Genomic DNA, 24,429 nt, shown 5'->3' on the forward strand with positions numbered 1-24,429 from the left:
ATCTAGGCGATGAGTGCGATGCGCGGAATGGATGAGATGCAAGAACCGCTGTTCGCGACGGTAAAGCTGGAAGACTTCGTGCCAGCCGATCATCCGCTGCGGCCGAGATGGCCTGCGCCCGCCTGTCATCAACTCGAACAAGTCCTTTGCGTACCAAGTGGCTAATACGATGTCGATCTCTACGGATTCGGTCTATGCGCGCCTGTCGAGCGCCGAGGACGAGCTCAAGCGCCTGCGTCTGAGGCAGATGCGTTGGCTTGCCACGGGACTGCTGATAGGCGTCACGGTGCTCTATGGCGTTTCGGTCGTCTTTGCTCGATCGAGCCCGGCATGGCCCTTCATCGGCGCATTCGCCGAGGCAGCGATGGTCGGCGCCTTGGCCGACTGGTTTGCCGTGACGGCGCTTTTTCGTCATCCGCTCGGCCTGTCGTTCATCCCCCATACGGCAATCATTCCGAAGAACAAGAATCGCATCGCCGATAACCTCGGCGATTTCGTTCAGGGCGAGTTCTTTTCGACGGAGCGTGTGACGAACGTGATCCGGGCCGTCGATCCGGCGGCGAGAGCGGCACAATGGCTGGCCGACGAAAAGAACGCGGATCTCATCGGTTCGGGTGCCGTCAAACTGTTGAGCTACGGCTTGACGCTGCTCGACAACGCCAAGGTGCGCGCGTTCCTGAGAAAGACGGTGGCGGACAAGTTCGCGGATATCGACTTGTCGACATTGGCGGGGCAAATCCTTCAAGCGCTCACGCACGACGGCCGGCACCAGGCCGTGCTCGATCAGATGCTCACGGCAACGAGCAAGTATCTGAACGACGAAAGCATCAAGCATCGGGTGGCCGAATTCCTGGCGGACAAAATTCCGCTCTATTTCAAGTCATGGAAGGATTCGACAGCGAACTATGCGATCGAGAAGCTGCTCGATTTTCTCGGCAAACTGCTGGACGAAGTCGATCGGAATGCGGATCATCCGCTGCGCGCCGAATTCGACCGGGCGGTATGGCGATTGATCGCGAGACTGAAAGACGATCCCGCGTTTCGCGATCAAATTCGCGCCTATCAGCGTCAACTGGCCGCTAATGAAGTGCTGACCGACTATATCGATGGGCTATGGCGAGATTTCAACGCCTGGCTGCGTGCGGATATTGCGAGCGGTCAGTCGGCCATTCGGGCAAGGCTGTCGGGTGCCGTGAGCGCGTTCGGTGCCGCGTTCGCGGACGATGCGGGAATGCAGCAGGTCGTCAACGAGCAGATTCTGCTGCAGGTGCCGCGTCTGCTCGATCGTTTCCGGCCGAAGCTGGGCGTGTTCATCGCGAGCAAGATGAAGGAATGGAAAGAACATGAGGTCGTCGAGAAGCTCGAGCTCAACATCGGCCGCGACCTGCAGTTCATTCGCCTGAATGGAACGCTCGTCGGAGGCTGCGTTGGGCTCGCGATTCATCTGCTGACCGTATGGCTGCAGTGAGTTCGGTGGGCGGGCAAGACCTTACGCCGCGGCCGGCTCCTGAGCGAGATGCATGCTGGGGCTCGAGGCCGCGGCATGCTCGCGAATCAGTTGTTCGACCGTGTCGCCCGATACCGTTTCGGATTCGAGCAGGCGCTCGGCGATGGCCCGCAATACCGGTTCGTTGGCGCGCAACAACGCCTGGCATGCATCGTCGAGCTCCCGCAGCAGAACGTTCGCGTGTTCGATCGCATTCTTGAGCTGCAAGCCCGCGTATTGAGCCGGCAGCGCCGCGAGGCTGAACAGGTTTCCGTCGGCGTTGAAGCCGAACTTCGACACCATGTCGAGCCCGATCCGCGAAGCTTCCTGCAAATCCTGCGCGGCGCCGCTCGACGCTTCGGAGAACACCAGCAACTCCGCGTTACGTCCGCCGAGCAGCACCTGGATTTCGTTGCGCATCTCCGTCTCGCGATAGAGGTGCTTGTCTTGCGCTTTCGTGACCAGTGCCACGCCGAGTGCGCCGCCCCGCGGCAAAATCGTGATTTCCTCGAGCACGCCGGTATGGAGCAGAGCCGCCACCAGACCGTGCCCCGCTTCGTGAACGGCAATACGCGTACGTTCTTCTTCCGACAGTGCGCGTTCCGCGCCGCTGACGTCGCCGATGCGCGCGATCTTGATGGCTTCGATGAAATGCGCGGCCGTAATGGTGCTCGCGCCAGCTTTGCGAGCGACCAGGCCCGCTTGGTTGACGATCATCGCCAGCGTGGCGGGCGAAAGCCCCGTCGTCAGCCGGGCCAATTGCCCGAAGTCGATATCGTTCGCCTTGGACGTCAGCTTCGCCGCATAAAAGCGGAGAATCTCCGCGCGGTCTTCGAGATCCGGCAGGCGCACTTGTACTGTGCGATCGAACCGGCCGGGCCGGCGCAACGCTTCGTCGAGGTTCTCGGGATGATTGCTCGCGGCGACGACGATCACCCCCTGGTTGGATGCGAAGCCATCCATTTCCGCCAGCAACTGATTGACGATGCGGTTGCTTTCCGCTTCGGCCGGGCCGCCGCCGGTATCGGTGCGCTTGCCGAGGCCGTCGGCTTCGTCGATGAAGATGACGGTGGGCGCGTTTTTACGCGCCAGCTCGAACAGATGCTTGACCTTCTGAATACCGACACCGTAATACTTCGCGCTGAAATAGCTGCCGGTGATCGAGATGAAGCTTGCGCCGCATTCGCCCGCGAGCGCTTGCGCCAAGCGTGTTTTGCCGACGCCAGGGCCGCCCGTCATCAGAATGCCGCAGGGGGCGCGCACGCCCATATCGGTGAATCGCGCCGGGTCGGTCAGATACGACTGAACGTCCGCCAGTGCGGCTTTGGCTTCACCGGCGCCGATGACGTCCTCGAAGCGCAATGTCGGCGACTCTTCGAGCAATTGCGCGCCGCCCGTCATTTCGCGGCGCATGAACCAGAAGAGGCCGCCGATCAACATCAGGGGCATCAAAAGGGTAATGAGGTCGCGAATCTTGTCGAATACGGCAGCCCAGCGAGCCATTCCGGTTTGGACGTTCGCGTCGGGCAGCCAGACCAGTTGATAAGGCGCATCGGCGCCCGCTTTCATTTCGCCGAGCAACAGCGCATTTGAAAACGCGCCATTGTGATCGGTCACGAAGTATTTAGCCCCCGTTTGCGTCGACACCAGAATCGCGTCACGGCTCACACCTATTGCGGCAACCTTCTCCTCGCGAATGTCGCGCAGCATTTCCGATGCGTCCCGCTCTTGCCGCGTCCAGGCTGCGGGATCGTGTCGCATCTGGAGGGCGATGCCGGTCAGCGCCGGATGCGTCGCGCCGCCGCGCTGCTCATAGCGCAGATAGCCGAATGCTGTGATTACCGCGATAGCTATGGAGATTGCGCCAAAGACCATATATCGGACGATTCGGGCGCGCGGCGAATTCTTTGCCGGTTTCATGCAAGTTTCCTAAAACGGGGTCGTGGTCTATAAGGCGGCGCAATTAAGTAGGAGGAAAAACGTAACTATTATGCGACCCCTATTCAGTGCAGTGCACCAGTCGCATTATGCCTGTGGTTTGCATATAACCAAAAGGCAAGGAAAGGCCAAATTTGCCGTTATTCCCGGGATTCGAGCAATGAGCGGGGGCCGGAGCGACCTTGGACTGTCCTGTATCAGCCGGGGCGGAGCGGGGGCGGAGCATATGCGGTACGTCGCTTGCTTGAGGGAAAGCGATGCGTGCAGCTTGGGCGCACGACCCGCAACAGCCAACGGAGGTCAGATCATGCTGTATTACGCTCTCGTTTTCTTCATCATCGCGGTCATTGCCGCTGCATTCGGCTTCGGCGGCATCGCGGCAGGCGCGGCGAGTATCGCCAAGATCCTGTTCTTCGTCTTCGTCGTCATCTTCCTCGTGACGCTGATCATGGGACTCGTGCGACGGTGACGGGAGCAAGCTGAGCCAGGCAGTTTTTGCGCTGCTGCGCGCTGAGTCCGGCGGTTATCCAGCCGCCGGAGTCAGCGCCGCAGCGCCAAGCGTCCGCGGCGGCCTCCACCGCTCATGACTCCACGCGGGAGTGCATCGCCTCGCTGGAGTCGGTCGTCGTCTGAGAGCCGGATGGCATGGGCAATCGCGCGCCGTTTTGGTCTTCCACCCGGTTCCGTCCGCCGGCCTTCGCTCGATAGAGCGCGGCGTCGGCATGGGCGAGCAACGCTTGCGGTCTGGCACCGCATGGAAACTGACTCGACGCATGCCCGATCGACACCGTGACATGCGGCGAGCTTTTCGGAGGCGCGGGCAGCTGCAGATCCGCGATCGCGCGGCGCAAGCGCTCCGCGATGGCCAGGCCGGTTTGCCGATCGCAGTCCGGCAGCACGGCCATGAATTCCTCTCCACCGTATCGCGCGATGAAGCCGGCCGGATACCGCAATTGCGCGTCAAGCGTCTGCGCGACTCGCCGCAGGCATTCGTCGCCGGCCAGATGTCCGAACGCGTCGTTATACGCCTTGAAATGATCGACATCGACCAGCAGGACGCCGAGCGGACGATCAGACTCGGCCGCAAGCGCGAATTCACGGCGATAGCGCTCGTCGAAATACGCCCGGTTGAGCAGGCCTGTGAGCCCATCACGCACCGACGATTCTTTGAGTGCACGATGTGCCTCGGCCAATTTCCTATAAAGTCCGCTGGTCTCGTACATCAGCATGCCCAGGAGCGCGCTGGCCGATGCCATCGATGCGAGGCGCGCCGCATACCAGCCGACGCTGTACCGCGCTCCCGCCGCGAGCGTCAACGTTACGTCGATGAGCTCCGCAAGCAGTGCGATGGCAAGCCACAAATCCATCGACGTTTTTAGCCGCGTGACCATGGCGTGCGTGACGAGTGCGCCCGCGCAGACCGCTTCGACGATGAGCAGCGCGGGGCCGGGCGTCAGATGCCGGTAGTACTGCGTGCTTGAAACCAGATCCGGCAGCCGGCCATGCTCCACGATGGCTAGCGCCGACAATGCGATCGATAGCGAGACCGATGCGACGAGTGCGAGGGCGCCACGCCGGTGTTCCGAGCGAGCGTCGATCGGCGGCCGCCATCGCGCCGCCAGCGCGAGTGTGACCAACAGTGGAAATCCTCCATGCCAGAGCAGCCAGATCCAGATGGAGGTTTGTCGTCCGGCGCCAAGCAGGCCCGTGCCCGAAAACACCCCCGGGAAGACAATCAAATGAATTGCCGCGCTGATGCTCGCGAATGCGTAGGCGCTCGCGAGCACTGCGAATACGAACCGTCGCGATGCTCGGTATTGCGTCCAGAGTAAAAAAGCGGTCAGCGCTGCCGTGAGCGTCACCGACGTCGCGAAGATGGGCATGAACGGCTGCACGACGATGGCTTGAGCCTTCGCGTGCGGCCAGACGAACAGCGCGGCGCAAATCAGGACGGTCGCCGCGATGGCGGCCGCAAAACGGTGCCGCTTCGCAGCGGTCAAATGAATGAGCGTGACTTCCATAGTCCGGTCCGGGCTAGCACGGAGCAGTGAAACGCAGGCTGTCGGGAACCGAACCGTGGCGTGCGAGCTGCGATGAAAATTTGGATGTCATATTATGCCGGACTGGGTTCGTCGCATCGGCAAGCACCCATAACGCCGATAACGGCCGATATGCGGGAAACTTGATGCCTGAAACCTTTCCCCGCACATCAACTGCCGAGTAGATAATTCAGCGTTATCGGCAATAACAGCAACCGCCAAGGAGAACTGACTTGATTCGCTCGGCAACACCGGAAGATGCGGCGTCGATCGCCAGTCTCTACAACCACTACGTGGAGAACACGACCATCTCGTTCGAGACCGAGTTCGTTTCCGCGGAGGCGATGCGTTCCCGCATCCTCGAAGTGACCGAGGCCGGTCTGCCCTGGGTGATCGCCGAGCGAGCCGGTCAGGTTGTCGGTTACGCCTACGCAAGCAAGTGGAAGGGCCGCTGCGCGTACCGGTTTTCCGTCGAAAGTTCCGTCTACGTCGCCGCGGGGCATACGGGGCAGGGCATCGGTGTCGAACTCTACGAGGCGCTGATCGCTCGTTTGCGCGAGGGCACCACGCATGTCGTCATCGGTGGCATAGCGTTGCCGAACGAGGGAAGTCAAGCGCTCCACGAACGCTTCGGCTTCCGGAAAGTCGCGCACTTCGAGCAGGTAGGGTTCAAGTTCGGGCGCTGGGTCGACGTGGGGTACTGGCAACTCATTCTGTGAGGCCGGGCCTGCCGATCAAAGCGGCTCGATCAGATCCTTCGCAAACGATCGGCAATAGGTGGAGCATGCATCCTGGGCGGCGTTGACAGCGGCGTTGACTGTCACGCTGGCATCCACCGGCCGGCACAGCGAGACGACGATCGGTGGGGGCATCGGCGTCAGCGGCAATTCGACGAATTCGCCGCTGCGCAGCGCGTCGGCAACGAAAAGTCGTGGGATGGCGGCCACCCCATAGCCGTCGCGAATCAGCTGGACGATCGCGGCAACCGATGGCGAGCACGTGATGCGCGTCGTTTCCTGAGCTATCCCGTGTTCCCGCGCGAGCGCATGAACGATGCTTTCGAGTGCGACCTGCGGGGCCGTGCCGCGACCGAACGTCAGCAACGGACGTTTGAGCACACGCAGCGCAAGCCCCGATTTGCGCGGTGAAAGCAGCCCGCGGCGTGCGATCCAACGAACCGGATAGCTTGCAACGGCGCTCGACACGACCTTCGTGCTATCGATACCCTCCACGCGAATCGCAAGATCCAGCTCGCCGCTGAGCAGGCGCCGTTGCAACACGGCACTCGTATCGACGGTCAGGTCGATTTCGAGCTTCGGGAAATGGGCGTTCAAATGCGCGATGTAGTGCGCGAGCCAGCTATGCACGACCGTTTCGATCACGCCAAGCCGCAACTTGCCGCCCACCACCACTTTCTGTCCCGCCGCCTCCCGCAACGCGCGCACCGCGTCGACCACATTCGCTGCCAAGCCGAGCAGGCCGACCCCGGCTGGCGTCAGGCGGAACTTCGGCGTGCTGCGATCGACGAGTTCGCATTTGAGTTCGTCTTCCAGCGAGCGAATCCGTAGCGAAATCGCGGCGGGCGTGGCGTGCAACGCCCGCGCGGTCGCTCTGAAGCTCTCGAGCTGAGCGAGCGTAACGAAGGTTTCAAGAAAGCGGGTGTTCATTGTTGCATTATGAATGCGCCAAAAATCGACAAAGACCGTGCATCGAAGGCGGGCTGGTCTGAAGCCGATATTCCCGCCGACCGCATGCGTCGAACGTTGCAAAGAAGGGTGCCTTGCCTTGTCAGCATTGGAGACCAGAGCAGGATCAACGCTGCGACTGGGTTTGACTCATCGGCAATCCATCCGGGAAGACCCTGATACTTCCGTTAAGTTTTCCTAAACGGAAACGATCACAAATATTCGCTGGCGCGTCGATTTTGACGCGCATACGCTGCGTTTCATGCTTCGCGACCACGAGATCTCCATGCCATACGAATTCCGCCAGCAGGTCCGCACCCGGCGGTTCCACGGACCGACGGCAGGCCATTGCGGCGAGTACGCCCAGGCGAACCTCGCTATTCTGCCGAAGGCCTATGCCGAAGACTTTCTCCGTTTTTGTCAGCGCAATCCCAAGGCTTGTCCGCTGCTTGCAGTCGGCGAGCCCGGACAAGGGCATCTGCCGGCCCTCGGGCGCGACGTCGATGTCCGTACCGACGTACCGGGTTACAACGTCTATCGCGATGGCGTCCTGACCGAGCAGCCGCGCGACATCGTCGAGCATTGGCGGAGCGATCTCGTCGTCTTTGCCATCGGCTGTTCGTTTTCGTTCGAGCAGATACTGGCGTCGGACCGTATTCCATTGCGGCATATCGAGGAAAACGTCAACGTGCCGATGTATCGCACGTCGATTGCCAACCAGCCCGCGGGCCCGTTCGGCGGGCAGTTGGTCGTTTCGATGCGGCCGATGAGCGGAGCGCATGCGGTGAGGGCGGTGCAGATCACGAGCCGTTTTCCGGGCGTGCACGGCGCGCCCGTGCATATCGGCAGCCCGGCGGCCATCGGCATCGACGACTTGAGCCGTCCGGACTTCGGCGATGCCGTCACCGTTCGCGAACACGAATTGCCGCTCTTCTGGGCATGCGGCGTCACCCCGCAAAGCGCGATCGAAAGCGCACGGCTGCCGTTCGCGATCGCACACAGGCCCGGGCACATGCTCGTGACCGATATCCCCAATGCATCGCTCGCGATCCTGTGAGCCGATACGCCACCATCAAGCTGATTGTTCGGAGAAGCTGTCATGACTACGGAAGCCCACTACGCCGGTAGCGCACCGGTCCCGGAGCCCGAGGCGCCTTTGCCCGCCTCACCAGGCCTCTTCGGCTGGTATGCACACACGAGCCGAGGCGAACGTCGCGCCTTTTGGAGCTGCAAGATCGGTTACGCGCTCGACGCGATGGACACGCAGTTTCTCAGCTTCGTGATCCCGGCGCTGATCGCAAGCTGGGGGCTGACCAAAGGCGAAGCAGGGCTCATCGGCACCGTGACGTTGCTCACGTCGGCCCTCGGCGGGTGGATCGCGGGCATTCTGTCGGATCGCATCGGCCGAGTGAGGACGTTGCAGATCACGATCGTGTGGTTCGCCTTTTTCACGCTGATGTGTTCGTTGACGCAAAACTACACGCAATTGCTCGTCGCGCGCGGCTTGATGGGTTTCGGTTTCGGCGGTGAATGGACGGCGGGCGCGGTGCTCATCGGCGAAATCATTCGCCCGCGCGATCGCGGCAAGGCGGTCGGCATGGTGCAGGCGGGATGGGCCATCGGCTGGGCGGTGTCGGCCGGGCTTTATACGCTGGTTTTTTCGCTGATGCCGGCCGATACGGCGTGGCGCGTGCTGTTCGCCCTCGGCGTGCTGCCGGCGCCATTCGTCATCCTGATCCGCCGGCTCGTCGACGAACCGGAAATTCATCGCCAGCAACAGCAACGTGAAGCGGCCGAAGGCCAGCGCACCTCGTTCCTCGAAATCTTCGGCGGCGGAGTCTGGTTCACGACGCTGCGCGTGGCGGTACTGGCAACGGGCGCGCAAGGCGGCTACTACGCCATCACGACGTGGCTGCCCACCTGGCTCAAAACCGAGCAGCATCTGAGCGTGGTCGGCACCGGCGGATATCTCGCCGTCGTCATTGCCGGGTCCTACGCTGGCTATCTGTGCGGTGCGCTTTCGAGCGACCGCTTCGGCCGGCGCCTGACGTTCATTCTGTTCTCGGTGGCGTCGATGCTGATCGCGCTCGTCTATACGCGCGTTCCGATGAACAACGAAGTGCTGCTGGTGCTAGGGTTCCCGCTCGGCTTTTTCGCGTCGGGGTTGTTCGCCGGCATGGGCGCATTCATGACCGAGCTCTTTCCAACGCGTATTCGCGGCTCCGGCCAGGGGTTTTGCTACAACTTCGGCCGCGCCGTCGGCGCGACGTTCCCGTTCCTGATCGGGCTCGTCGCGCAGACGATGTCGCTTGGCTCGGCCATCGGCGTATTCGCGGCGATCGCCTACGGCGTCGTCGTACTCGCTGCGATCACCTTGCCGGAAACACGCGGGGCGGCGCTCGAGACCTGAGCGTGTTCGGGCAGGCTCGACGCCTGCTCCAAGTGCGGCGCGTCAAGCGCAGTAACTGCATCAACTGCATCCGGAATCGTCCAAGGCTCGCTCAACTGAACCTCTTCGCAATTGGCACCTGCCCCGCCGCGATCGATGACGATGAAGTCGCTGCGGTCCCCGAGCGCGAGCAACGGGTGGTGCCAGACTCCCTTGGCATAGTTGACGCCTTGCCAGCCGCGCGTCACGAAGGCGCGCAGCTGTCCGGCGTCGAGCGTGCCGCGCGGGGCGACAACGACGAGGTAAGGCGCATCGCCAATCGGTATGAACGCCTGCGAGCCGAGCGGATGGCGCTCCATCATCCGAATCTCGATCGGAAAGCGAAACGGCTGAGCGCGGAAGACGTTGACGAGCACGCGCCCACCCGCATCGCCGACATCGATGTTGGCGAGATCGTGATAACGCTCGGTCGTGCCCGCGTTGATCGGAAAGCGACGCGCGCCGTCGAGCTCGATGACGTCGCCGAACGGCGCGAATGCTTCACGCGTGAGCGGCTCGATTTCGAGGACGTTCATCGTTTCGGACTCCCGAACAGTCTGAGACGCGAGACACCGCCGTCGGGCACGATATTGAATCGCACATGGGTCACGGGCCCGTTGTTGACGATCTCACCGGCAAACGTATGGTTCGCGTCCATTTGCAGCCGTTGCTCCGGCAGCAGGACGGGCCAGAACATCGATTGCGTCACGAGCGACTCGTCGGTCCCGCCGGTGACGAACGCAGCCTGAATCGAGCAGCGGTCCGGGTAGTTGCCCTTGAAGTGTGCCGTATCGACTTCGATGCGGTGAATCTCGCCCGGATGCGCGAGCGCGACGATGCACCAGTCGTTGCCGGGTTCGCGACGGCGGCGCGTTTCCCATCCATCGCCCATATTGACGCCGCGTCCCGGCATCAGCATGTTCGAGGCGAACCCGAAGTGCTGGTTGTTCGCCGTCACGACATGGGCGCCGTTCTCCATCGCCGCGAGGTTGACGGTATCGGTGTTCGCAAGCCGGCTCCAGTCCACCTGCGGCTGACCGTAGACGCGCAGGCGTGCGAGGCCGCCATCGGGATAGAGATTGATGCGCAGGTGCGTGAACGGGCGGTTCGCCTCGATCGCATGATAGTGATGCGCATTGCCTGAGAGCGCGACCGACGGCAGGATCTCGACCCACTCGCTCGACGATCCCGGTTCGCCTTCAGTGCAGGTCGCCTCGATCGACGCCGCGGGCGGGAAATTGCCGGTGAAATGGCTCGTATCGAGATCGACGCCTTTCACGATGCCCGGCCGCGCCAGTTTGACGATGCACCAGTCATGTCCGGTCGTACGTTTGCGGCGCGTCTCCCAGCCGTCCATCCATTTGCCGTGGTCGTCGTATTTGCCTGGAATGAATACGGCGGCCTCGGGGTTGAGCATGCGGTCCTTGGGCGCAAAGAACTCGTCGCTTGCTTCGAGCGCTTGCGCGCCGAGCCGGGGGTCGGCCAGATTGACATAGCGCCGGGTGAACGCCGGAGCGTTCGGGTCTAACGAAACGATAGCCATGATGGGATGTCGATGTCCTGAGAGTTGAGCGGTCCCGAGCGGCGGGGGTGATCGCTGCGATCAGCCAGCGCGCGCTGCTGCGGGGGCGTGGGGCACGGCACCGGCAGACGGCGCTTGCGGTATGAATTCGAGGCCGGACTCGCCATCCAGCACGCGCTTGGCGCGTGCGCGGTCGATGTCGTTTTCCCAGGCCGCCACCACGATTGCGGCAACGCAATTGCCGATCAGATTCGTGACCGCACGCGCAATGCCGACGAACCAGTCGACGGGCAGGATCAACACGAGCCCGAGCACGGGTATGGCGGGAATCGCGGAGAGCGTCGCGGCGAGGATAACGATGGCCGAGCCGGGGATGCCGTGTGCGCCTTTCGACGTCACCAGCGACACGAGCACGATGACGATCAGGTCGTGCATCGAGAGCGGGGTGTTGGTGGCCTGCGCGATGAAGAGAACGGCCAGCGTGAGGTAGATCGAAAACCCGTCGAGGTTGAACGAATAGCCCGTGGGGATCACGAGACCGACGGTCGAATCCTTGATGCCGAGCCATTCGAGCTTACGCATGACTTGCGGCAGCACGGCGTCGGACGATGCGGTGCCGAACACGATCGACAGCTCGTCCTTGAGGTAGCGTATCAGCTTGAAGATGTTGAAACCCGCGATACGCATTGCAACGCCGAGCACGACGCAGACGAACACGATGCAGCTCAGATAGAAGACGGCGACGAGCAAACCCAGTTGCTTGAGCGACGTGATGCCGTATTTGCCGGTCGTGAACGCGATGGCGCCGAGCACGCCAAGCGGTGCGAGCTTGATGACGAAACCCATCACGCAAAAGAGCGCCTTGGCGAGATCGTCGATGAAGCCCGACACGCGTGCCGCCTTGTCTCCAAGCAGCGAAAGGGCAGAGCCGAACAGTACCGAGAACACTAGAACCTGAAGAATGTCGCCCTTGGCGAACGAATCGGCGATCGTGTCGGGGATGATCTTCAGCAGAAAGCCGCCGACGTCCTTCAGGCTTTTAGCATGCTCCGTGTAAGTGTTGAGTGCGCTCGCGTCGACCGTACGCAGATCGATATTCATTCCCGCACCGGGATGGATGAACCATGCCAGCAATGCGCCGATCACGAGCGCGATCGTCGTCATCGCCTCGAAGTAGAGGATGGCCTTGCCGCCTACGCGCCCGACCTTGCGCAGGTCACCCGCGCTGGCCATGCCGCTCACCACCACGCAAAAGACGATGGGCCCGACCACCATCTTGATGAGCTTGAGAAAGCCGTCGCCGAGCGGACGCAGCGCTTCGCCGGCATGCGGGAACAGCGCACCGATGGCCACGCCGGCGATGAGCGCTATGACCACGCGCCCGAAAAGGGAATTCAGAAATCGCGACACAGTCTGCCTCCATTCGATAATGAGTCGGTAACGGCGCGGTGGCCAGACTGGTCGAACTGGTCAGACCGGACTCGTTATTGCGGATATTAGAAACCCAATATGCGAGCGTCAAGGTCCGATCGAAGGGGGTTAACCCGCGCCTCGGATCGGTCCCGTCGGCGGAACGTTGCTCCGCGCGGTTGCGGCGGCGATTGCCCGCTCGTAATACACTACCGGTCTGACCGCCTGAAATCCGACCCGCCGCGCATGAACAGCATTCCGCAAACCGTCACCGAGGCCGCGATCTCCACGATTCGCGAGCGCATTCAGCAAGGGATTTATCCCGTCGGCAGTCTGCTGCCTGCCCAGCGACAGCTCTCGGAGGAACTCGAAATCAGCCGCGCCTCGTTGCGCGAAGCGCTTTCGACGCTGGAGGCGCTCGGGCTCGTGACGATCCGCGCGGGCAAAGGCGTTTATGTCAGCCGCGCTCGGGCCGCCCGGACTCAGCGTTGGCGGTTCGCCGATCAGGTCTCGCTGCCGGACACCTATCAGATGCGCTATGCGCTCGAAGGCTTCGTTGCGCGGCTGGCGGCTCTCGCCGTCGGCGACGAGGATCTGGCCGTGCTGGATCAGAACGTGGAGGCGTTGCGCGTCGCGCTCGTCGAGGGCGATTTCGAGGCGGCGGCCGCGCTCGATTTCGAATTCCACATGCGGATCGTTGCGCTGGCCGGCAATTCGGCCATCGAATCGATATTGCGCAACAGTGCGGAGATCATGCAGGAAAGCCAGCGGCTGCCGTTCTATCAACGGGAGCTCGCGCTCTCGACGCATCGCGAACACACCGCGATCGTCGAGGCGCTGAGGCGGCGCGATGCCAGCCGCACGGGGCGTGCGATCGAGGCGCATATCGTGGCCGCGGCCCAGCGTGCCGGCGTCCATTTTCCGGTGCCGACGGGAGCGGGCGCCGCGCCGGTCCTCGAGACCCCCGGCGGTGCGGCGGCGAAGGAGCCGCGCCGAAACGGCAAGGTTGCGTCGTCGCGATAGTCGGCGCTGCACGCGCCGATTCAGCGCGGAGCGCTTTTCAACCCGGGCTCGGCTGCTTCGCGGCGGACGGCCGTGAGCGCAACTGTTCGTGAACGTCGTGCGACAAGGCGAGCAATGCCGGCCGATCGATCCCGCTCGAGATCGCATAACCGAAATCGCCGTCCACCCAGTAAAAGACATTGACGGGACCGTCGCGGTACAGCGCGAAAGCCGTCGTATCGGCGCTCGCCTTTCGGTGCGAGATCGATAGCGTCACCCGCCGGCCCTGTGCGTCTCGATACATGAACATTGCCATCTCGCCGTCGGCATCATGCAGCAGACGGCCGCCTATCAGCTCATATCCGCTGCGTAACAATATCGGCGGATGAATGTCGGTGCCGAGCTTGGCAGAGAGCCATCGTACGAAGTCCTGCTCGTGGCTCGCACCGAGTTGCGAGGGCCGCTCCACGGTCGGCATGTATACGACGTGCGCGATGGCAGCGCGGCGCGCGAACGTCTGGCTTGCATCGGCTCGAACGGCGCCTGTCTCGTTCGAACCTGCAACCGATGGGGTGCGCTCGTAGCCCAACCGCATGCCGCCTTCCGCCCCGATGCCGATGCCGATCAGCAGTGCGGCGGCAAGACCCGCAAACCAGGGCCAATTGGCGGTTGTACGCCTGCGCTGCAGCGCGGCCGGCCGTAGGCGCTTCGGTACCGGTTCGCCGAGGACGCGGTCGTAGCGCTCGCGAAGCAGCGCATTGAGCGCGAAATAGTCGTTCACGCGAGCGGCGAGCGCCGGGTCGCGCGCAATCGCCTGGTCGACGTGCGCACGCTCCTCGTCCGACAGCATGCCGTCGACATACGCGTGAAGTACTTCGTCACCGATAGGGTTCGTTTTACCGGTCATCGCACCACCTTCAGCTTTTCGACGGGCTGAGCGCCTGCCATGAGGTTTCGCAACCGCTCACGGCCGCGCGACAGTCGGGACATGACCGTACCGATCGGCACGCCGAGCGTCAGCGCGACGTCCGCGTAGCTCATCTCTTCCAGGCCGACCAGCAATACCACTTCGCGTTGCTCTGCCGGCAGCCGCTGAAGCGCATAGTCGAGATCGCGCATCTCGAGCGATCGCAACTGGCCGCCCGGCACCGCGAATTCGGCTTGTCCCAGTTGCTGCTCGTCGGCCTCGACGTAATGCGCGCGCGATGCGGCCCGCCGGGTTTGACTGGCGAAAACGTTATGCATGACCGTGAAGAGCCACGCGCGCAAATCGGTGCCCGCCTCGAACTGATGAAGGCGGCCGAGCGCGCGCTCGAGCGTGTCTTGTACGAGGTCGTCGGCGAGTTCCCGGTTGTGAATGAGCGCGCGCGCATACCGCCGCAGTCGGGGAATGTGCTCCATCAACTCGTCACGTTGGTTCATGGGACTTGCCGGTCAGCGGCTTCAGGCATGTTGGCTCGGATTCCTGTTCTGTTCGAGGCAAACGCCGCCGGCGGCCCAATTATTCCGCCCGATTCAAATTCGATTCAGGGCCGCGGCGCGCGGCGTGTGGCACTCCACGCGGATGAAGCCGGGACGTGTGAGGGTACGCCCTCGAGGAAATTCGCCCGGACGATGGAATATCCCCGCGTCTCGTGCAGTTCGCCCAGTGATGGTTCGCTTTGTTTTTGCTTTGCATTCATCGGGACTTTCATGAAAAAAACTGCACTTCTCGCAGCGGCGCTGGCGCTCGGCAGTGCCGCGTTCGCTGCCGGCAAATTTACCGCCAGCTCAGAGGAATCCGCTTTCCTCGCGGAAAACGATCGGGCGATGACCCGAATGATGGAGGGCATGTCCGTCAAGCCGGCCGGCGACGTCGATCGCGACTTCGTGCAGACGATGATTCCTCACCATCAAGGCGCGATCGACATGGCACAGGCGGAGTTGCGCCACGGGCGCAACGAGCAATTGAGGCGGATCGCGCAAGAGATCGTCGTCGAGCAGCAGCAGGAAATCGTCGCCATGCGGCTCGCGCTCGGCGAGGCGCTGCCCGCGCCTGCACCGGCACCCGACCAGGGCGGGTTCGCATCTGAGCCGGCTCGATCGGCGGCGCCTGGCCCCCACGAACATTCCCAGCCCACGGGCACAGCCATTGAGGAGTCCAAATGAACGGTCTTTGTTTTCGCGCGCTCGCTTGCGCCATGTCTGCTGTTGCCGCACAACTCGCGTGGGCGGGCCAGGTGCCGGGCTCCGCGTCGAGCCCCGATGTGCCGATCACGCATCGCGACCGGGTGTATGCCGCCGAGCAGTTCTCCAATACCGTGTCGATCGTGGATCCGGTCACCAATCGTTTCGTCGGGGCGATTCGGCTCGGGGATCCGGCGCCGAAGAACTTGTCCCCGCTTTACCGGGGCCAGGTACTGGTACACGGCCTGGGATTTTCGCCCGATCATCGCACGCTCGCGGTCGTCTCGATCGGTTCGAATTCGGTCGCGTTCATCGATACGCAGACGAATGCCGTCAAGCACATCACTTATGTCGGCCGTTCGCCGCATGAGGCTTTTTTCACGCCCGACGGCAGCGAGGTGTGGGTGACGGTCCGGGGCGAAAACTATATCGCCGTGCTCGATGGAAAGACCTTCGAGGAGAAGACGAGAATCAGGGTGCCGGCCGGCCCCGGCATGCAGATCTTTTCGCCCGACGGAAAGTACGGATACGTCTGCTCGTCGTTCAATCCGGAGACCGACGTGATCTCCGTCGCCGATCACGAGATCGTCGGCAAGGTGCGCCAGGCAAGCCCGTTTTGCCCGAACATCGCGGCGACGCCGGATGGCACGCAAGTGTGGTTCACACTGAAAGATATCGGCAAGACCCAGGTATTCGACGCGCGGCCGCCGTTCAAGGTCCTTGCCACGCTCGACACGGGACCGATCACCAACCATGTCAACATCGTTCGTCGCGGCGGCGAAATGTTCGCCTATGTCACGGTCGGGGGCTTGAATCAGGTGAAGGTATTCCGCACCGACGATTTTTCGCAGGTGGCGACGATTCCCGTCGGTAATCTGCCGCATGGCCTCTGGCCGTCGGGCGACGGTAGCCGTCTTTATGTCGGCCTCGAAAATGCGGATGCACTGGCTGTCATCGATACGGCGACCAACAAGGTCGTGGCGACGGTCCCGGTCGGCCAGGCGCCCCAAGCGGTGGCCTACGTGCCTGAAGCGGTGCCGCGCGGCGACGGCACGCAAAACACCGAGCCGCTCGGCCTTGCCGCGAGCGCGGCGCATCTCGAACTCGTACCGGTGCAAGGCGGCCCGGCGCGAACGACGGTCGCGCTCTTCGATCAAGGCCTGTTGCAGGTGCTCCAGGCTGCCGTGACAGGACTCGAGCCCAAGCAGGCCTATGTGCTCGGGCTGACGGAGCATGCCGACGGTACCGGTCGCATCGAGCCGCTCGCGGCATTCATGACGAACCCGGCGGGCTCCGCGGTCGTCAACGCTGTCGGCCAGATTCGCGAGATCGTTGCCCCCGGTGCAAGCGCGCCCGGCGATGTGCGCCGCTACCTCGTCATCGCGCCGAGCGTGTCCGGCAAGCCCGGCGCGCCCGTTCAGCGCCAGTCGCTTTGATGGCCGCACGGCAGCGCTGCTTTCGCGCACCGCATCGAGAGAATCAGGCAAGAATCCGAGACGATCGGGTATCGAGGCCGTGCGGCATCGGGATCATACTTTGCGCGCCGCGGCTCGTGCGTACGCGTCCCGCCTCCGGCCAGGCGGGCCAGCCGTGCGGCGCGGCGATGTCATGAACGAAGCGTGTATGGAGGGAATCGGGTCATGCGTTACGTAAAGTTTGGCTCCACAGGTCTATTCGTATCCGAGCTGTGCCTGGGCACGATGACGTTCGGCGGTACGAGCGGCATCTGGGGGCAGATCGGGCAGTTGCAGCAAGCCGACGCGGAGAAGCTGATCGGCCGCGCGATCGATGCGGGCATCAATTTCATCGACACCGCCAATGTCTATTCGGATGGCGTATCGGAGTCGATGACGGGCACGGCGCTGAAGAATCTCGATACGCCGCGCGAGAATGTCATCGTCGCAACGAAGGTGTTCGGCGAGACCGGCACGAAAAGCATCAATTCGCGCGGATTATCACGCCATCACATCATGGATGGCGTCAAAGCAAGCCTGCGCCGCTTGCAGACCGATTACATCGATCTTTACCAGGTGCACGGGTTCGATCCCGCGACCCCGATCGAGGAAACGGTGCGCGCGCTCGATAACCTCGTGCAGCAGGGGCACGTGCGCTACGTCGGCGTTTCGAATTGGGCGGCCTGGCAGATCGTCAAAGCATTAGGGGTAGCGGAGCGCCTCGGTCTTGCCCGTTTCGAATCGCTGCAGGCGTACTACACGATCGCGGGGCGAGATCTGGAGCGCGAGATCGTGCCGATGCTGGCGAGCGAAGGCCTCGGCCTCATGGTATGGAGCCCGCTCGCGGGCGGGTTCCTCAGCGGCAAATACGGTCGTCACGAGAAGGCCGAGGAAGGCAGCCGACGCACGACCTTCGACTTCCCCCCGGTGCAACTCGAGCGCGGCTATGACTGCATCGAGGCAATGCGCGGCATCGCCGAAACAAAGGGCGTATCCGTCGCGCAGATCGCGCTCGCGTGGCTGCTCCATCAAAAAGTGGTGACCAGCGTCATCGTCGGCGCGAAGCGTGTCGATCAGCTCGATGACAATATCGCCGCCACCTCGGTCGAACTCAGTGCCGAAGAGCTGGCCGTCCTCGACAGGGTCAGCGCGATGCCCGCCGAGTATCCGGGCTGGATGCTGGCGCGTCAGGGCGAGGTGCGACGCAAGCAATTGAGCGAGTCGCGCTGAGCCAAGCGTCTGCCATCGCATCGTCTGTGCCGCGCGCCGCGCAACGTTCGTGAGCGGGCGGCATCAGACGATCTTCGGGTCGCCCCCGCCGAGCGGCGCATCGTTGAACGGCGAGGCGGCCGCCTCGAGCGGCAGCGGCGACACGGCAAGCCCCGCATTGCGCCACGCATCGAGACCGCCCTTCAGCGGCAATACGTCGACGAAGCCCGCATCGACCAACCGTTTCGCCATCCATGCCGCTGTCACCTCGTTCGGACATGAGCAATAGATCACGAGCTTTTGACTGGGGCGGTACCCGGCAATGATGGCATCGAGCTCGCGTTCGTCGGCAAAGCGGGCACCCGGAATGACGAATGGATCGAGCCTGCGCGTCTCATCCGAACGGACATCGAAGATCGTCGGCGCCGCGCCGGACTCCATCAGGGCATGCAGCGTATCGACATCGATGCGCGCCGATTCGAGCGCCCGAAGCAATGCCCGGCGGCGTGCCCATCGCCACAGCGCGTAGAGCGAAAGGAAAGCGACGGCGAAGAGCGCACTGGCACGCCCGAACCGGCCCGCTGCCACGAGCAGATAGTCGATCTGCGGCGAGAGCGCCACACCGAGTGCGAGCCCTATGCCGGCCCAAAGCGCGGCACCGACGCCATCGTGCGCGACGAACGTCCGATACGACGTGCCCATCGCGCCTGCCATCGGCACGGACACGAGCGAGAGGCCCGGTATCAGTTTCGCAACGGTCAGCACACGTACGCCCCATCGCCCGAAGAAGCGTTCCGTTTTGCGTACGCAGGTGTCACGCGAAAGCGACAGCCTGCATATCGTCTTCAGCGTCGTGCCGCCGTAGATGCGGCCGGCATAGAACCACAGACTGTCGCCGATCAGCGTCGCGCACACGGCGAGCACGAGCACGGGGCCGAGTGCGATGCCGAGCGAGCCGGGATGCATGGCGGCCAATGCGCCGAACAGGACGAGCGTCGGCATGGCCGGCACCGGCAGTCCGAGTGCCGCGGCCAGCGCGTTGATGAATACGAGCATGGGACCGTAGCGCGCGACGAGATCGTGGAGCATCGGGAGTTGTCCGGAGCGAGGGCGTCGGCCGGCGGCCGCACCCGCGAATTATGCCGCGAGTGCCGCATCCTCGCTTTCAAAACACTATTGCGCGTATGCAACGAAAAAGCGCCCGGCCAAAGGGGGCCAGGCGAAACCGCCGGATGTCCGGCGGCGGAGGTACCGATGGCAAACACCGGCCCGATCGCCGTTTCATCGACGATCGGGCCGGCGCGGATCAGCAGGGCCGAACGATTTCAGGGCGCTGCCTTTGCCGTTGCGGCCGGGCGCCCGATCGATGGTATTAGCGACCGAAATAGACAGCGTTGAATGCCGGGCCGACTGCGCGGCTGCCCGATGCCGACGAACCGGCTACGGTGCCGCCATACGAAGTCGCAACGTTGCCGTCTTGTTGGGCAATGCGGGCTTGGGTGGCTTGCACGTTATCGGGGTAGTACGGATCCTTGCCGAATGCCGTGTGCGGGTTGGCCTGCACGAACTGCGCGAGTTCCGCCTTTACTTGAGCGCGGGACACCGGAGCGTCCGATTGAGCGAAAGAAAGAGCCGGCGCGGCGATGAGCGTGGCGATGACTGCGGCTTGAATGAGCGATTTCATGATAACTAACCTCCGATTTGATTGTCCTATCGGTTATTGCCGATGCAACTGCTTGAACCGATGACTGCAGTCTAGCGAGCCAAACGCTAAGGGTTAACTCCTATTTGGAGAAATCACCGTTACGTATTTGGCGATAATCGCCGCTACGTTTGCCGATGGCTCTTTAATGCGGACTTTCACTCGAGGCTTGCGTCATGCATCGTTTTTTACAAAACGCTTTCGTTTTCGCCGCAATCCTCCTTGCAATGCATGCGGTACACGCGCAAACGCCGGATACCGTGCAGATGGAAGATCTCACCTGGACAGAGTTGCGCGACGCTGTGAAAGCCGGCAAGACGACCGCGATCATTCCGATCGGCGGCACGGAGCAAAGCGGGCCGTACGTCGCGCTCGGCAAGCACAATGCGCGCGTGAAGGTGCTCGCCGCGCGAATCGCGCAGGCGCTTGGCAACGCGCTCGTGGCGCCGGTCATTGCCTATGTGCCCGAGGGAAGCTACGCACCCCCCACCTCCCATATGCGCTTCGCGGGCACGATCACGGTGCCGGACGAGGTGTTCGAGAAGACACTCGAATCCGCGGCGAACAGCTTACGGATTCATGGCTTCAAGAACGTCGTATTCCTCGGCGATCATGGCGGATATCAGAACGACATCAAACAGGCGGTGGTGAGCCTCAACCGCCGTTGGGGCGGCAGCGCGCACGCGTTGGTGCCACCGGAGTACTACGGCACGAGTTCGGAGGGCTACGCGCAGATTCTTCGTCAACATGGCTATCGCGACGATGAGATCGGCACGCATGCCGGGCTTGCCGACACGGCGCTGCTGCTGGCCGTCGCACCGCAGATGGTCCGCACCGACGAATTGCGCCGTGCGGCCAAACCGGGACCGGCGGACGGCGTCTATGGCGGCGACCCGCGACGCGCGAGCGCAGAGCTCGGGCGGCTCGGCACCGATGCAATCGTGGCACGCACCGTCGAAGCCATCAAAAAAGCGACGGGCAAGCAGTAGCGACATTACGCCGGCTTGCGCTTTCGCCGGCTTCGGGTTTTGCTTGGGTCTCGATTCCCGGGTTTTTCGATTCGTTTTTTTTGGGGTTTTGCGATCGCTTCGCTTTTCGACATTCGACATTCGACAACGGACTTTCCTATGCGCCAGAACCGTGATGCCCGCGTTACCTTGCTGTCAGTCCGCGCTTCGATCGGCGCCGCTTGCGTCGTTTTGGCGAGCTTGTCGAGCGGCGCCTCGGCGTTCGCCGCAAGCGCCCAGCCGGCGGTGACGACCGTGCCTGGCATGCCGCCGGTCGTCGATCCGCGCAACCTTTACAGCGAAGCGGGCAGCGCTCACCTCAGCAAAGCGGTTGCCGGCGCATTGACGCGCGTGTATGTGCCGAACCTGCGTTCGGACGACGTCTATGTGATCGATCCGGCCACCTTCAAAGTCGTCGATAAATTCAAGGTCGGCCGCAGTCCTCAGCACATCGTGCCGTCATGGGATCTGCAAACGCTGTGGGTGACGAACAACGCCGAGGAGCGGACCGATGGAACGTTGACGCCGATCGATCCGAAGACCGGCAAGCCCGGCGTGGCCATCGCGGTGGACGATCCTTACAACATGTACTTCACCCCCGATGGCAAGGAAGCGATCGTCGTCGCGGAGGCCCATGCGCGGCTCGACTTTCGCGACCCTCATACGATGGCGCTGCATTCGAGCCTCGATGTCCCGCAATGCAAGGGCATCAATCATGCGGATTTTTCGATCGACGGCAAATACGCGGTCTTCACCTGCGAGTTCGGCCATGGGCTGGCCAAAATCGATATGACGAGCCGCAAGGTGCTCGGCTACATCACGTTCGGCAAGAAGAGCATGCCGCAGGACGTGCGCATCGCGCCCGACGGAAAGGTGTTTTATGTGGCCGACATGACGGCGGATGGCGTGCATGTCGTCGATGGCGATAGCTTCAAGGAGCTCGAGTTCATCCCCACCGGGGTCGGTACGCACGGCCTGTACCCAAGCCGGGACGGCACGAAGCTTTACGTCGCCAATCGCGGCTCGAGCCATGTCCATGGCATGAAGCACGGCAAGGGCAGCGTGTCGGTCATCGATTTCGCTACGCGCAAGGTGGTGGCGACATGGCCGATTCCAGGCGGCGGCAGCCCCGATATGGGTAACGTCAGCGTGGATGGCAAGACGCTATGGCTGTCCGGCCGCTTCGACGATGTGGCCTATGCGATCGATACGGCGACGGGCGCGGTGCGCTCGATCGCCGTCGGGATGGAGCCTCACGGGCTCACGGTATGGCCGCAGCCCGGGCGTTATTCGCTCGGGCATACGGGAAACATGCGCTGAGCCGCGCGGTTTCAGCCTCGTTGCGGCGCGGGCCGCAGCGCATGCGCGCCGTCGCCGAGCAAGAACAGCGCGATGAGCGCGACGGCCCAGAAGGCGGGGTATTCCCATCCACCGCCCTTGTTCGTGAAGAGCCACCCGTTCGCGCCGTGCACCATGACGATGGTGCCGAGCATTTCGATGGCGAGCGGTATCGCCACCCACGAAGCATAGATACCGAAGATCAGAGCGATGCCGCCGACGAGCTCGAGGGCGATCGTCAGATAGGCGGCAATAGCGGGCAATCCGAGCGAGCCGAAAAAGCCGACGAAGCCGGGTATCGTAAATACGAAAAACTTCAGGCCGACGTGGGCGAGGAAGAGAATGCCGAGGCTGATTCGTAAAAGCAGCGCGGCGTAAGGGGCGGTTCTCGGATTGATCATGATGGTGGCCGGAAATGAAGCGATAAGGAGGAAGTGCACCGGAGGCACGCTCGTCCAACGGCATTCGCGGGCATTCCGGTTGCGACCTGTGGCGAACGATACGGTGGGGCGGCGCGCGGATCAACTCGGCTATGATTGATCCATCATTTACTCCTGGTTGACGATCGGATGGATACATTGACGAGCATGCAGGTGTTCCGTCTGGCTGTCGAGTTGAAGAGCTTTGCCGCGGCGGCGCGGCGGCTCGACATGTCGCCCGCGATGGCGAGCAAACACGTGATGCATCTGGAGCGGCGCCTCGGTGCATTGCTGCTCAACCGGACGAGCCGCCGCCTGAGCCTGACCGAAGCAGGCACGGTCTATTTCGATCACGCGCGGCAAATGCTCGACGATCTGGAAGATGTCGAGGCGAGCGTCGCTCAATCGAGAGCGGCGCCGCGCGGCACGCTTCGGCTCAGTGCACCGGTTTGGATGGCCAACCCGGATTTCATCGGTGTGCTGAACGATTACCGCGCCCGTTATCCGGAAGTGAGGCTCGACGTCGACCTGTCGGGACGATTCGTCAATCTGGTCGAAGAGCGGATCGACCTTGCGTTACGTGTCACGAACCCGATGGCGCTCGGGCAGTCGCTGATCGCGCGGCCGATCGCTCCCGTGACGTTTTACATCGTAGGCGCTCCCGCGTATCTGGACCGTGCGGGGCGGCCGACTCGTGCGGCCGATCTCGGCACGCACGCCATGCTTTCCTATTCGTTGATGCCGGACGTCAACCGCCTCGACATCGAAGGACCCGATGGCCGCGAAACAGTCAAGGTCGAACCGGTACTTCAGAGCAACGATGAATCGCTGATGCGCCTCGCGGCACTCGAAGGCATGGGCCTCGCATTACTGCCGAACGCGCTCGTCTCGCGGGATATCCAGGCGGGATGGCTCGAGGCCGTGCTGCCCGGGTATCGCGTCTTCGATTCGCAGCTCTACGGCGTTTATCAGAACCGCAAGTATCTCTCGCCGAAAGTGAGGACGTTCCTCGACTTCATCTCGGCAGATGCGCGCGTGCGGTAAGCGCGCTCGCCGCGAGGCCGTCCGTGTTTCATCGGAGGCGGCGCAAGCAGTTTCGTCGTACAGCTATCGCCGTCATCGAGAATCGCCTATGCTGAGTCCGAATGTGTCGATGACTCTACGCGGTACGCCATCGATCGATAAAACGAAAAATTCCGGATGGGGGCTCCTCATGAAGCGCTGGGCTATGAGTGCCGCGGTCTGCGGTTTGGCGAGCGCGTGCGCGCATGCCCAGAGTACCGTCCAGTTGTATGGAATCGTCGACGGTGGCGTGGCGTTCGTGACGAACGAAGCAGGCCATCACGCTTGGGCCCAGACGAGCGGCATCGGCCAATCGGACCGGTGGGGGTTACGGGGGCAGGAAGATCTCGGCGGCGGTTACCGCGCGGTCTTTCGGCTTGAGAACGGTTTCACGCTCAACGATGGACGGCTGTCCCAAGGCGGGCTGGAGTTCGGCCGCCAGGCGTGGGTCGGCCTCGCGAGCGAGCGCTTCGGTACGCTCACGTTCGGGCGCCAATACGATTTCATGAGCACGAACCTCACGGCGTTCGCCTCCGGTACGTTGACCCCGTCCGTCTTCGCC

The 24,429-nt window shown here is 62.8% G+C and carries 22 protein-coding genes and 2 pseudogenes; 13 read left to right on the forward strand and 11 right to left on the reverse strand.

Annotation, left to right across the window (positions count from 1 at the left end; translation table 11 throughout):
* The first annotated feature begins 169 nt into the window (after positions 1-169).
* Positions 170-1,468, forward strand: coding sequence for a DUF445 domain-containing protein (locus VGL01_RS10615; RefSeq protein ID WP_331569032.1), 1,299 nt, complete (start codon positions 170-172; stop codon positions 1,466-1,468).
* Between the two features lie 21 nt (positions 1,469-1,489).
* Here the strand turns inward: VGL01_RS10615 and VGL01_RS10620 are convergent, their stop codons facing one another.
* Entirely contained in the window at positions 1,490-3,406 is a 1,917-nt protein-coding gene (locus tag VGL01_RS10620) for an AAA family ATPase (protein WP_331569034.1), read from the reverse strand.
* Positions 3,407-3,731: 325 nt separating this feature from the next.
* On the opposite strand from VGL01_RS10620, the gene VGL01_RS10625 reads away from it, so the two are divergent.
* A complete protein-coding gene (locus VGL01_RS10625; RefSeq protein ID WP_173256962.1) occupies positions 3,732-3,893 on the forward strand; it encodes a DUF1328 family protein in 162 nt (53 codons plus the stop codon).
* Positions 3,894-4,005: 112 nt separating this feature from the next.
* Here VGL01_RS10625 and VGL01_RS10630 read toward each other — a convergent pair whose 3' ends face one another.
* Positions 4,006-5,445 (reverse strand): sensor domain-containing diguanylate cyclase, encoded by a 1,440-nt coding sequence (locus tag VGL01_RS10630; protein WP_331569036.1) that lies wholly within the window; start codon positions 5,443-5,445, stop codon positions 4,006-4,008.
* A 251-nt stretch (positions 5,446-5,696) separates the two neighbouring features.
* Between VGL01_RS10630 and VGL01_RS10635 the strand changes: the two genes are divergently transcribed.
* Positions 5,697-6,182 (forward strand): arsinothricin resistance N-acetyltransferase ArsN1 family B, encoded by a 486-nt coding sequence (locus VGL01_RS10635; RefSeq protein ID WP_331569038.1) that lies wholly within the window; start codon positions 5,697-5,699, stop codon positions 6,180-6,182.
* A gap of 15 nt (positions 6,183-6,197) precedes the next feature.
* Here the strand turns inward: VGL01_RS10635 and VGL01_RS10640 are convergent, their stop codons facing one another.
* Positions 6,198-7,130 (reverse strand): LysR family transcriptional regulator, encoded by a 933-nt coding sequence (locus VGL01_RS10640; RefSeq protein WP_331569040.1) that lies wholly within the window; start codon positions 7,128-7,130, stop codon positions 6,198-6,200.
* Between the two features lie 304 nt (positions 7,131-7,434).
* Here VGL01_RS10640 and VGL01_RS10645 point away from each other — a divergent pair, with 304 nt between their 5' ends.
* Together VGL01_RS10645 and VGL01_RS10650 are read left to right on the forward strand one after the other, a co-directional pair.
* On the forward strand, positions 7,435-8,205 hold the full coding sequence (locus VGL01_RS10645) for a putative hydro-lyase (RefSeq protein WP_331569042.1): 771 nt from the start codon (positions 7,435-7,437) through the stop codon (positions 8,203-8,205).
* 42 nt (positions 8,206-8,247) lie between these two features.
* The gene (locus tag VGL01_RS10650; protein ID WP_331569044.1) at positions 8,248-9,558 is read left to right on the forward strand and encodes an MFS transporter; all 1,311 of its coding nucleotides are present in this window, start codon (positions 8,248-8,250) and stop codon (positions 9,556-9,558) included.
* Positions 9,559-9,605: 47 nt separating this feature from the next.
* Here the strand turns inward: VGL01_RS10650 and VGL01_RS10655 are convergent.
* The 3 genes and pseudogenes from VGL01_RS10655 to VGL01_RS10665 form a co-directional block, all read right to left on the reverse strand.
* Positions 9,606-10,112 (reverse strand): annotated as a pseudogene (locus tag VGL01_RS10655) (ureidoglycolate lyase); the annotation flags it as partial.
* Positions 10,109-11,119, reverse strand: coding sequence for an allantoicase (gene alc, locus VGL01_RS10660; protein ID WP_331569046.1), 1,011 nt, complete (start codon positions 11,117-11,119; stop codon positions 10,109-10,111). The pseudogene VGL01_RS10655 and the gene alc, both read right to left, overlap by 4 nt.
* A 60-nt stretch (positions 11,120-11,179) precedes the next feature.
* Positions 11,180-12,508: a C4-dicarboxylate transporter DctA gene (locus VGL01_RS10665; protein WP_331569048.1), complete on the reverse strand. Its 1,329-nt coding sequence runs from the start codon at positions 12,506-12,508 to the stop codon at positions 11,180-11,182.
* Positions 12,509-12,754: 246 nt separating this feature from the next.
* Between VGL01_RS10665 and VGL01_RS10670 the strand changes: the two are divergent.
* A pseudogene (locus tag VGL01_RS10670) lies at positions 12,755-13,438 on the forward strand (FadR/GntR family transcriptional regulator); the annotation flags it as partial.
* A 130-nt stretch (positions 13,439-13,568) separates the two neighbouring features.
* On the opposite strand, the gene VGL01_RS10675 reads toward VGL01_RS10670, so the two are convergent.
* Both VGL01_RS10675 and VGL01_RS10680 read right to left on the reverse strand, forming a co-directional pair.
* Positions 13,569-14,417: an anti-sigma factor gene (locus VGL01_RS10675; protein WP_331569050.1), complete on the reverse strand. Its 849-nt coding sequence runs from the start codon at positions 14,415-14,417 to the stop codon at positions 13,569-13,571.
* On the reverse strand, positions 14,414-14,932 hold the full coding sequence (locus VGL01_RS10680) for a sigma-70 family RNA polymerase sigma factor (RefSeq protein ID WP_331569052.1): 519 nt from the start codon (positions 14,930-14,932) through the stop codon (positions 14,414-14,416). The genes VGL01_RS10675 and VGL01_RS10680 overlap by 4 nt, the downstream gene beginning before the upstream one ends.
* A 270-nt stretch (positions 14,933-15,202) precedes the next feature.
* Between VGL01_RS10680 and VGL01_RS10685 the strand changes: the two genes are divergently transcribed.
* From VGL01_RS10685 to VGL01_RS10695, 3 genes are all read left to right on the forward strand, one after another.
* Positions 15,203-15,658 (forward strand): DUF305 domain-containing protein, encoded by a 456-nt coding sequence (locus tag VGL01_RS10685; RefSeq protein WP_331569054.1) that lies wholly within the window; start codon positions 15,203-15,205, stop codon positions 15,656-15,658.
* Positions 15,655-17,112, forward strand: coding sequence for a YncE family protein (locus VGL01_RS10690; RefSeq protein WP_331569056.1), 1,458 nt, complete (start codon positions 15,655-15,657; stop codon positions 17,110-17,112). Before VGL01_RS10685 ends, VGL01_RS10690 begins: the two co-directional genes overlap by 4 nt.
* Positions 17,113-17,316: 204 nt before the next feature.
* Positions 17,317-18,360, forward strand: a complete 1,044-nt coding sequence (locus tag VGL01_RS10695) for an aldo/keto reductase (protein WP_331569057.1) — start codon at positions 17,317-17,319, stop codon at positions 18,358-18,360.
* A gap of 63 nt (positions 18,361-18,423) precedes the next feature.
* Here VGL01_RS10695 and VGL01_RS10700 read toward each other — a convergent pair whose 3' ends face one another.
* Together VGL01_RS10700 and VGL01_RS10705 are read right to left on the reverse strand one after the other, a co-directional pair.
* A complete protein-coding gene (locus tag VGL01_RS10700) occupies positions 18,424-19,428 on the reverse strand; it encodes a DedA family protein/thiosulfate sulfurtransferase GlpE (RefSeq protein ID WP_331569059.1) in 1,005 nt (334 codons plus the stop codon).
* Between the two features lie 283 nt (positions 19,429-19,711).
* Entirely contained in the window at positions 19,712-20,023 is a 312-nt protein-coding gene (locus VGL01_RS10705; protein WP_331569061.1) for a DUF4148 domain-containing protein, read from the reverse strand.
* A gap of 194 nt (positions 20,024-20,217) precedes the next feature.
* On the opposite strand from VGL01_RS10705, the gene VGL01_RS10710 reads away from it, so the two are divergent.
* Positions 20,218-21,030, forward strand: coding sequence for a creatininase family protein (locus VGL01_RS10710; RefSeq protein WP_414720222.1), 813 nt, complete (start codon positions 20,218-20,220; stop codon positions 21,028-21,030).
* 138 nt (positions 21,031-21,168) lie between these two features.
* On the forward strand, positions 21,169-22,368 hold the full coding sequence (locus tag VGL01_RS10715; protein ID WP_331569063.1) for a YncE family protein: 1,200 nt from the start codon (positions 21,169-21,171) through the stop codon (positions 22,366-22,368).
* A gap of 11 nt (positions 22,369-22,379) precedes the next feature.
* On the opposite strand, the gene VGL01_RS10720 is transcribed toward VGL01_RS10715, so the two are convergent.
* A complete protein-coding gene (locus VGL01_RS10720; protein ID WP_331569065.1) occupies positions 22,380-22,787 on the reverse strand; it encodes a DoxX family protein in 408 nt (135 codons plus the stop codon).
* A gap of 168 nt (positions 22,788-22,955) precedes the next feature.
* Here VGL01_RS10720 and VGL01_RS10725 point away from each other — a divergent pair, with 168 nt between their 5' ends.
* Both VGL01_RS10725 and VGL01_RS10730 read left to right on the forward strand, forming a co-directional pair.
* Positions 22,956-23,849: a LysR family transcriptional regulator gene (locus VGL01_RS10725; RefSeq protein WP_331569067.1), complete on the forward strand. Its 894-nt coding sequence runs from the start codon at positions 22,956-22,958 to the stop codon at positions 23,847-23,849.
* Positions 23,850-24,018: 169 nt separating this feature from the next.
* The coding region (locus VGL01_RS10730; RefSeq protein WP_331569069.1) for a porin at positions 24,019-24,429 on the forward strand (411 nt) is incomplete at its 3' end.

Source organism: Trinickia sp. (assembly GCF_036503415.1).
Taxonomy (GTDB): Bacteria; Pseudomonadota; Gammaproteobacteria; order Burkholderiales; family Burkholderiaceae; genus Trinickia.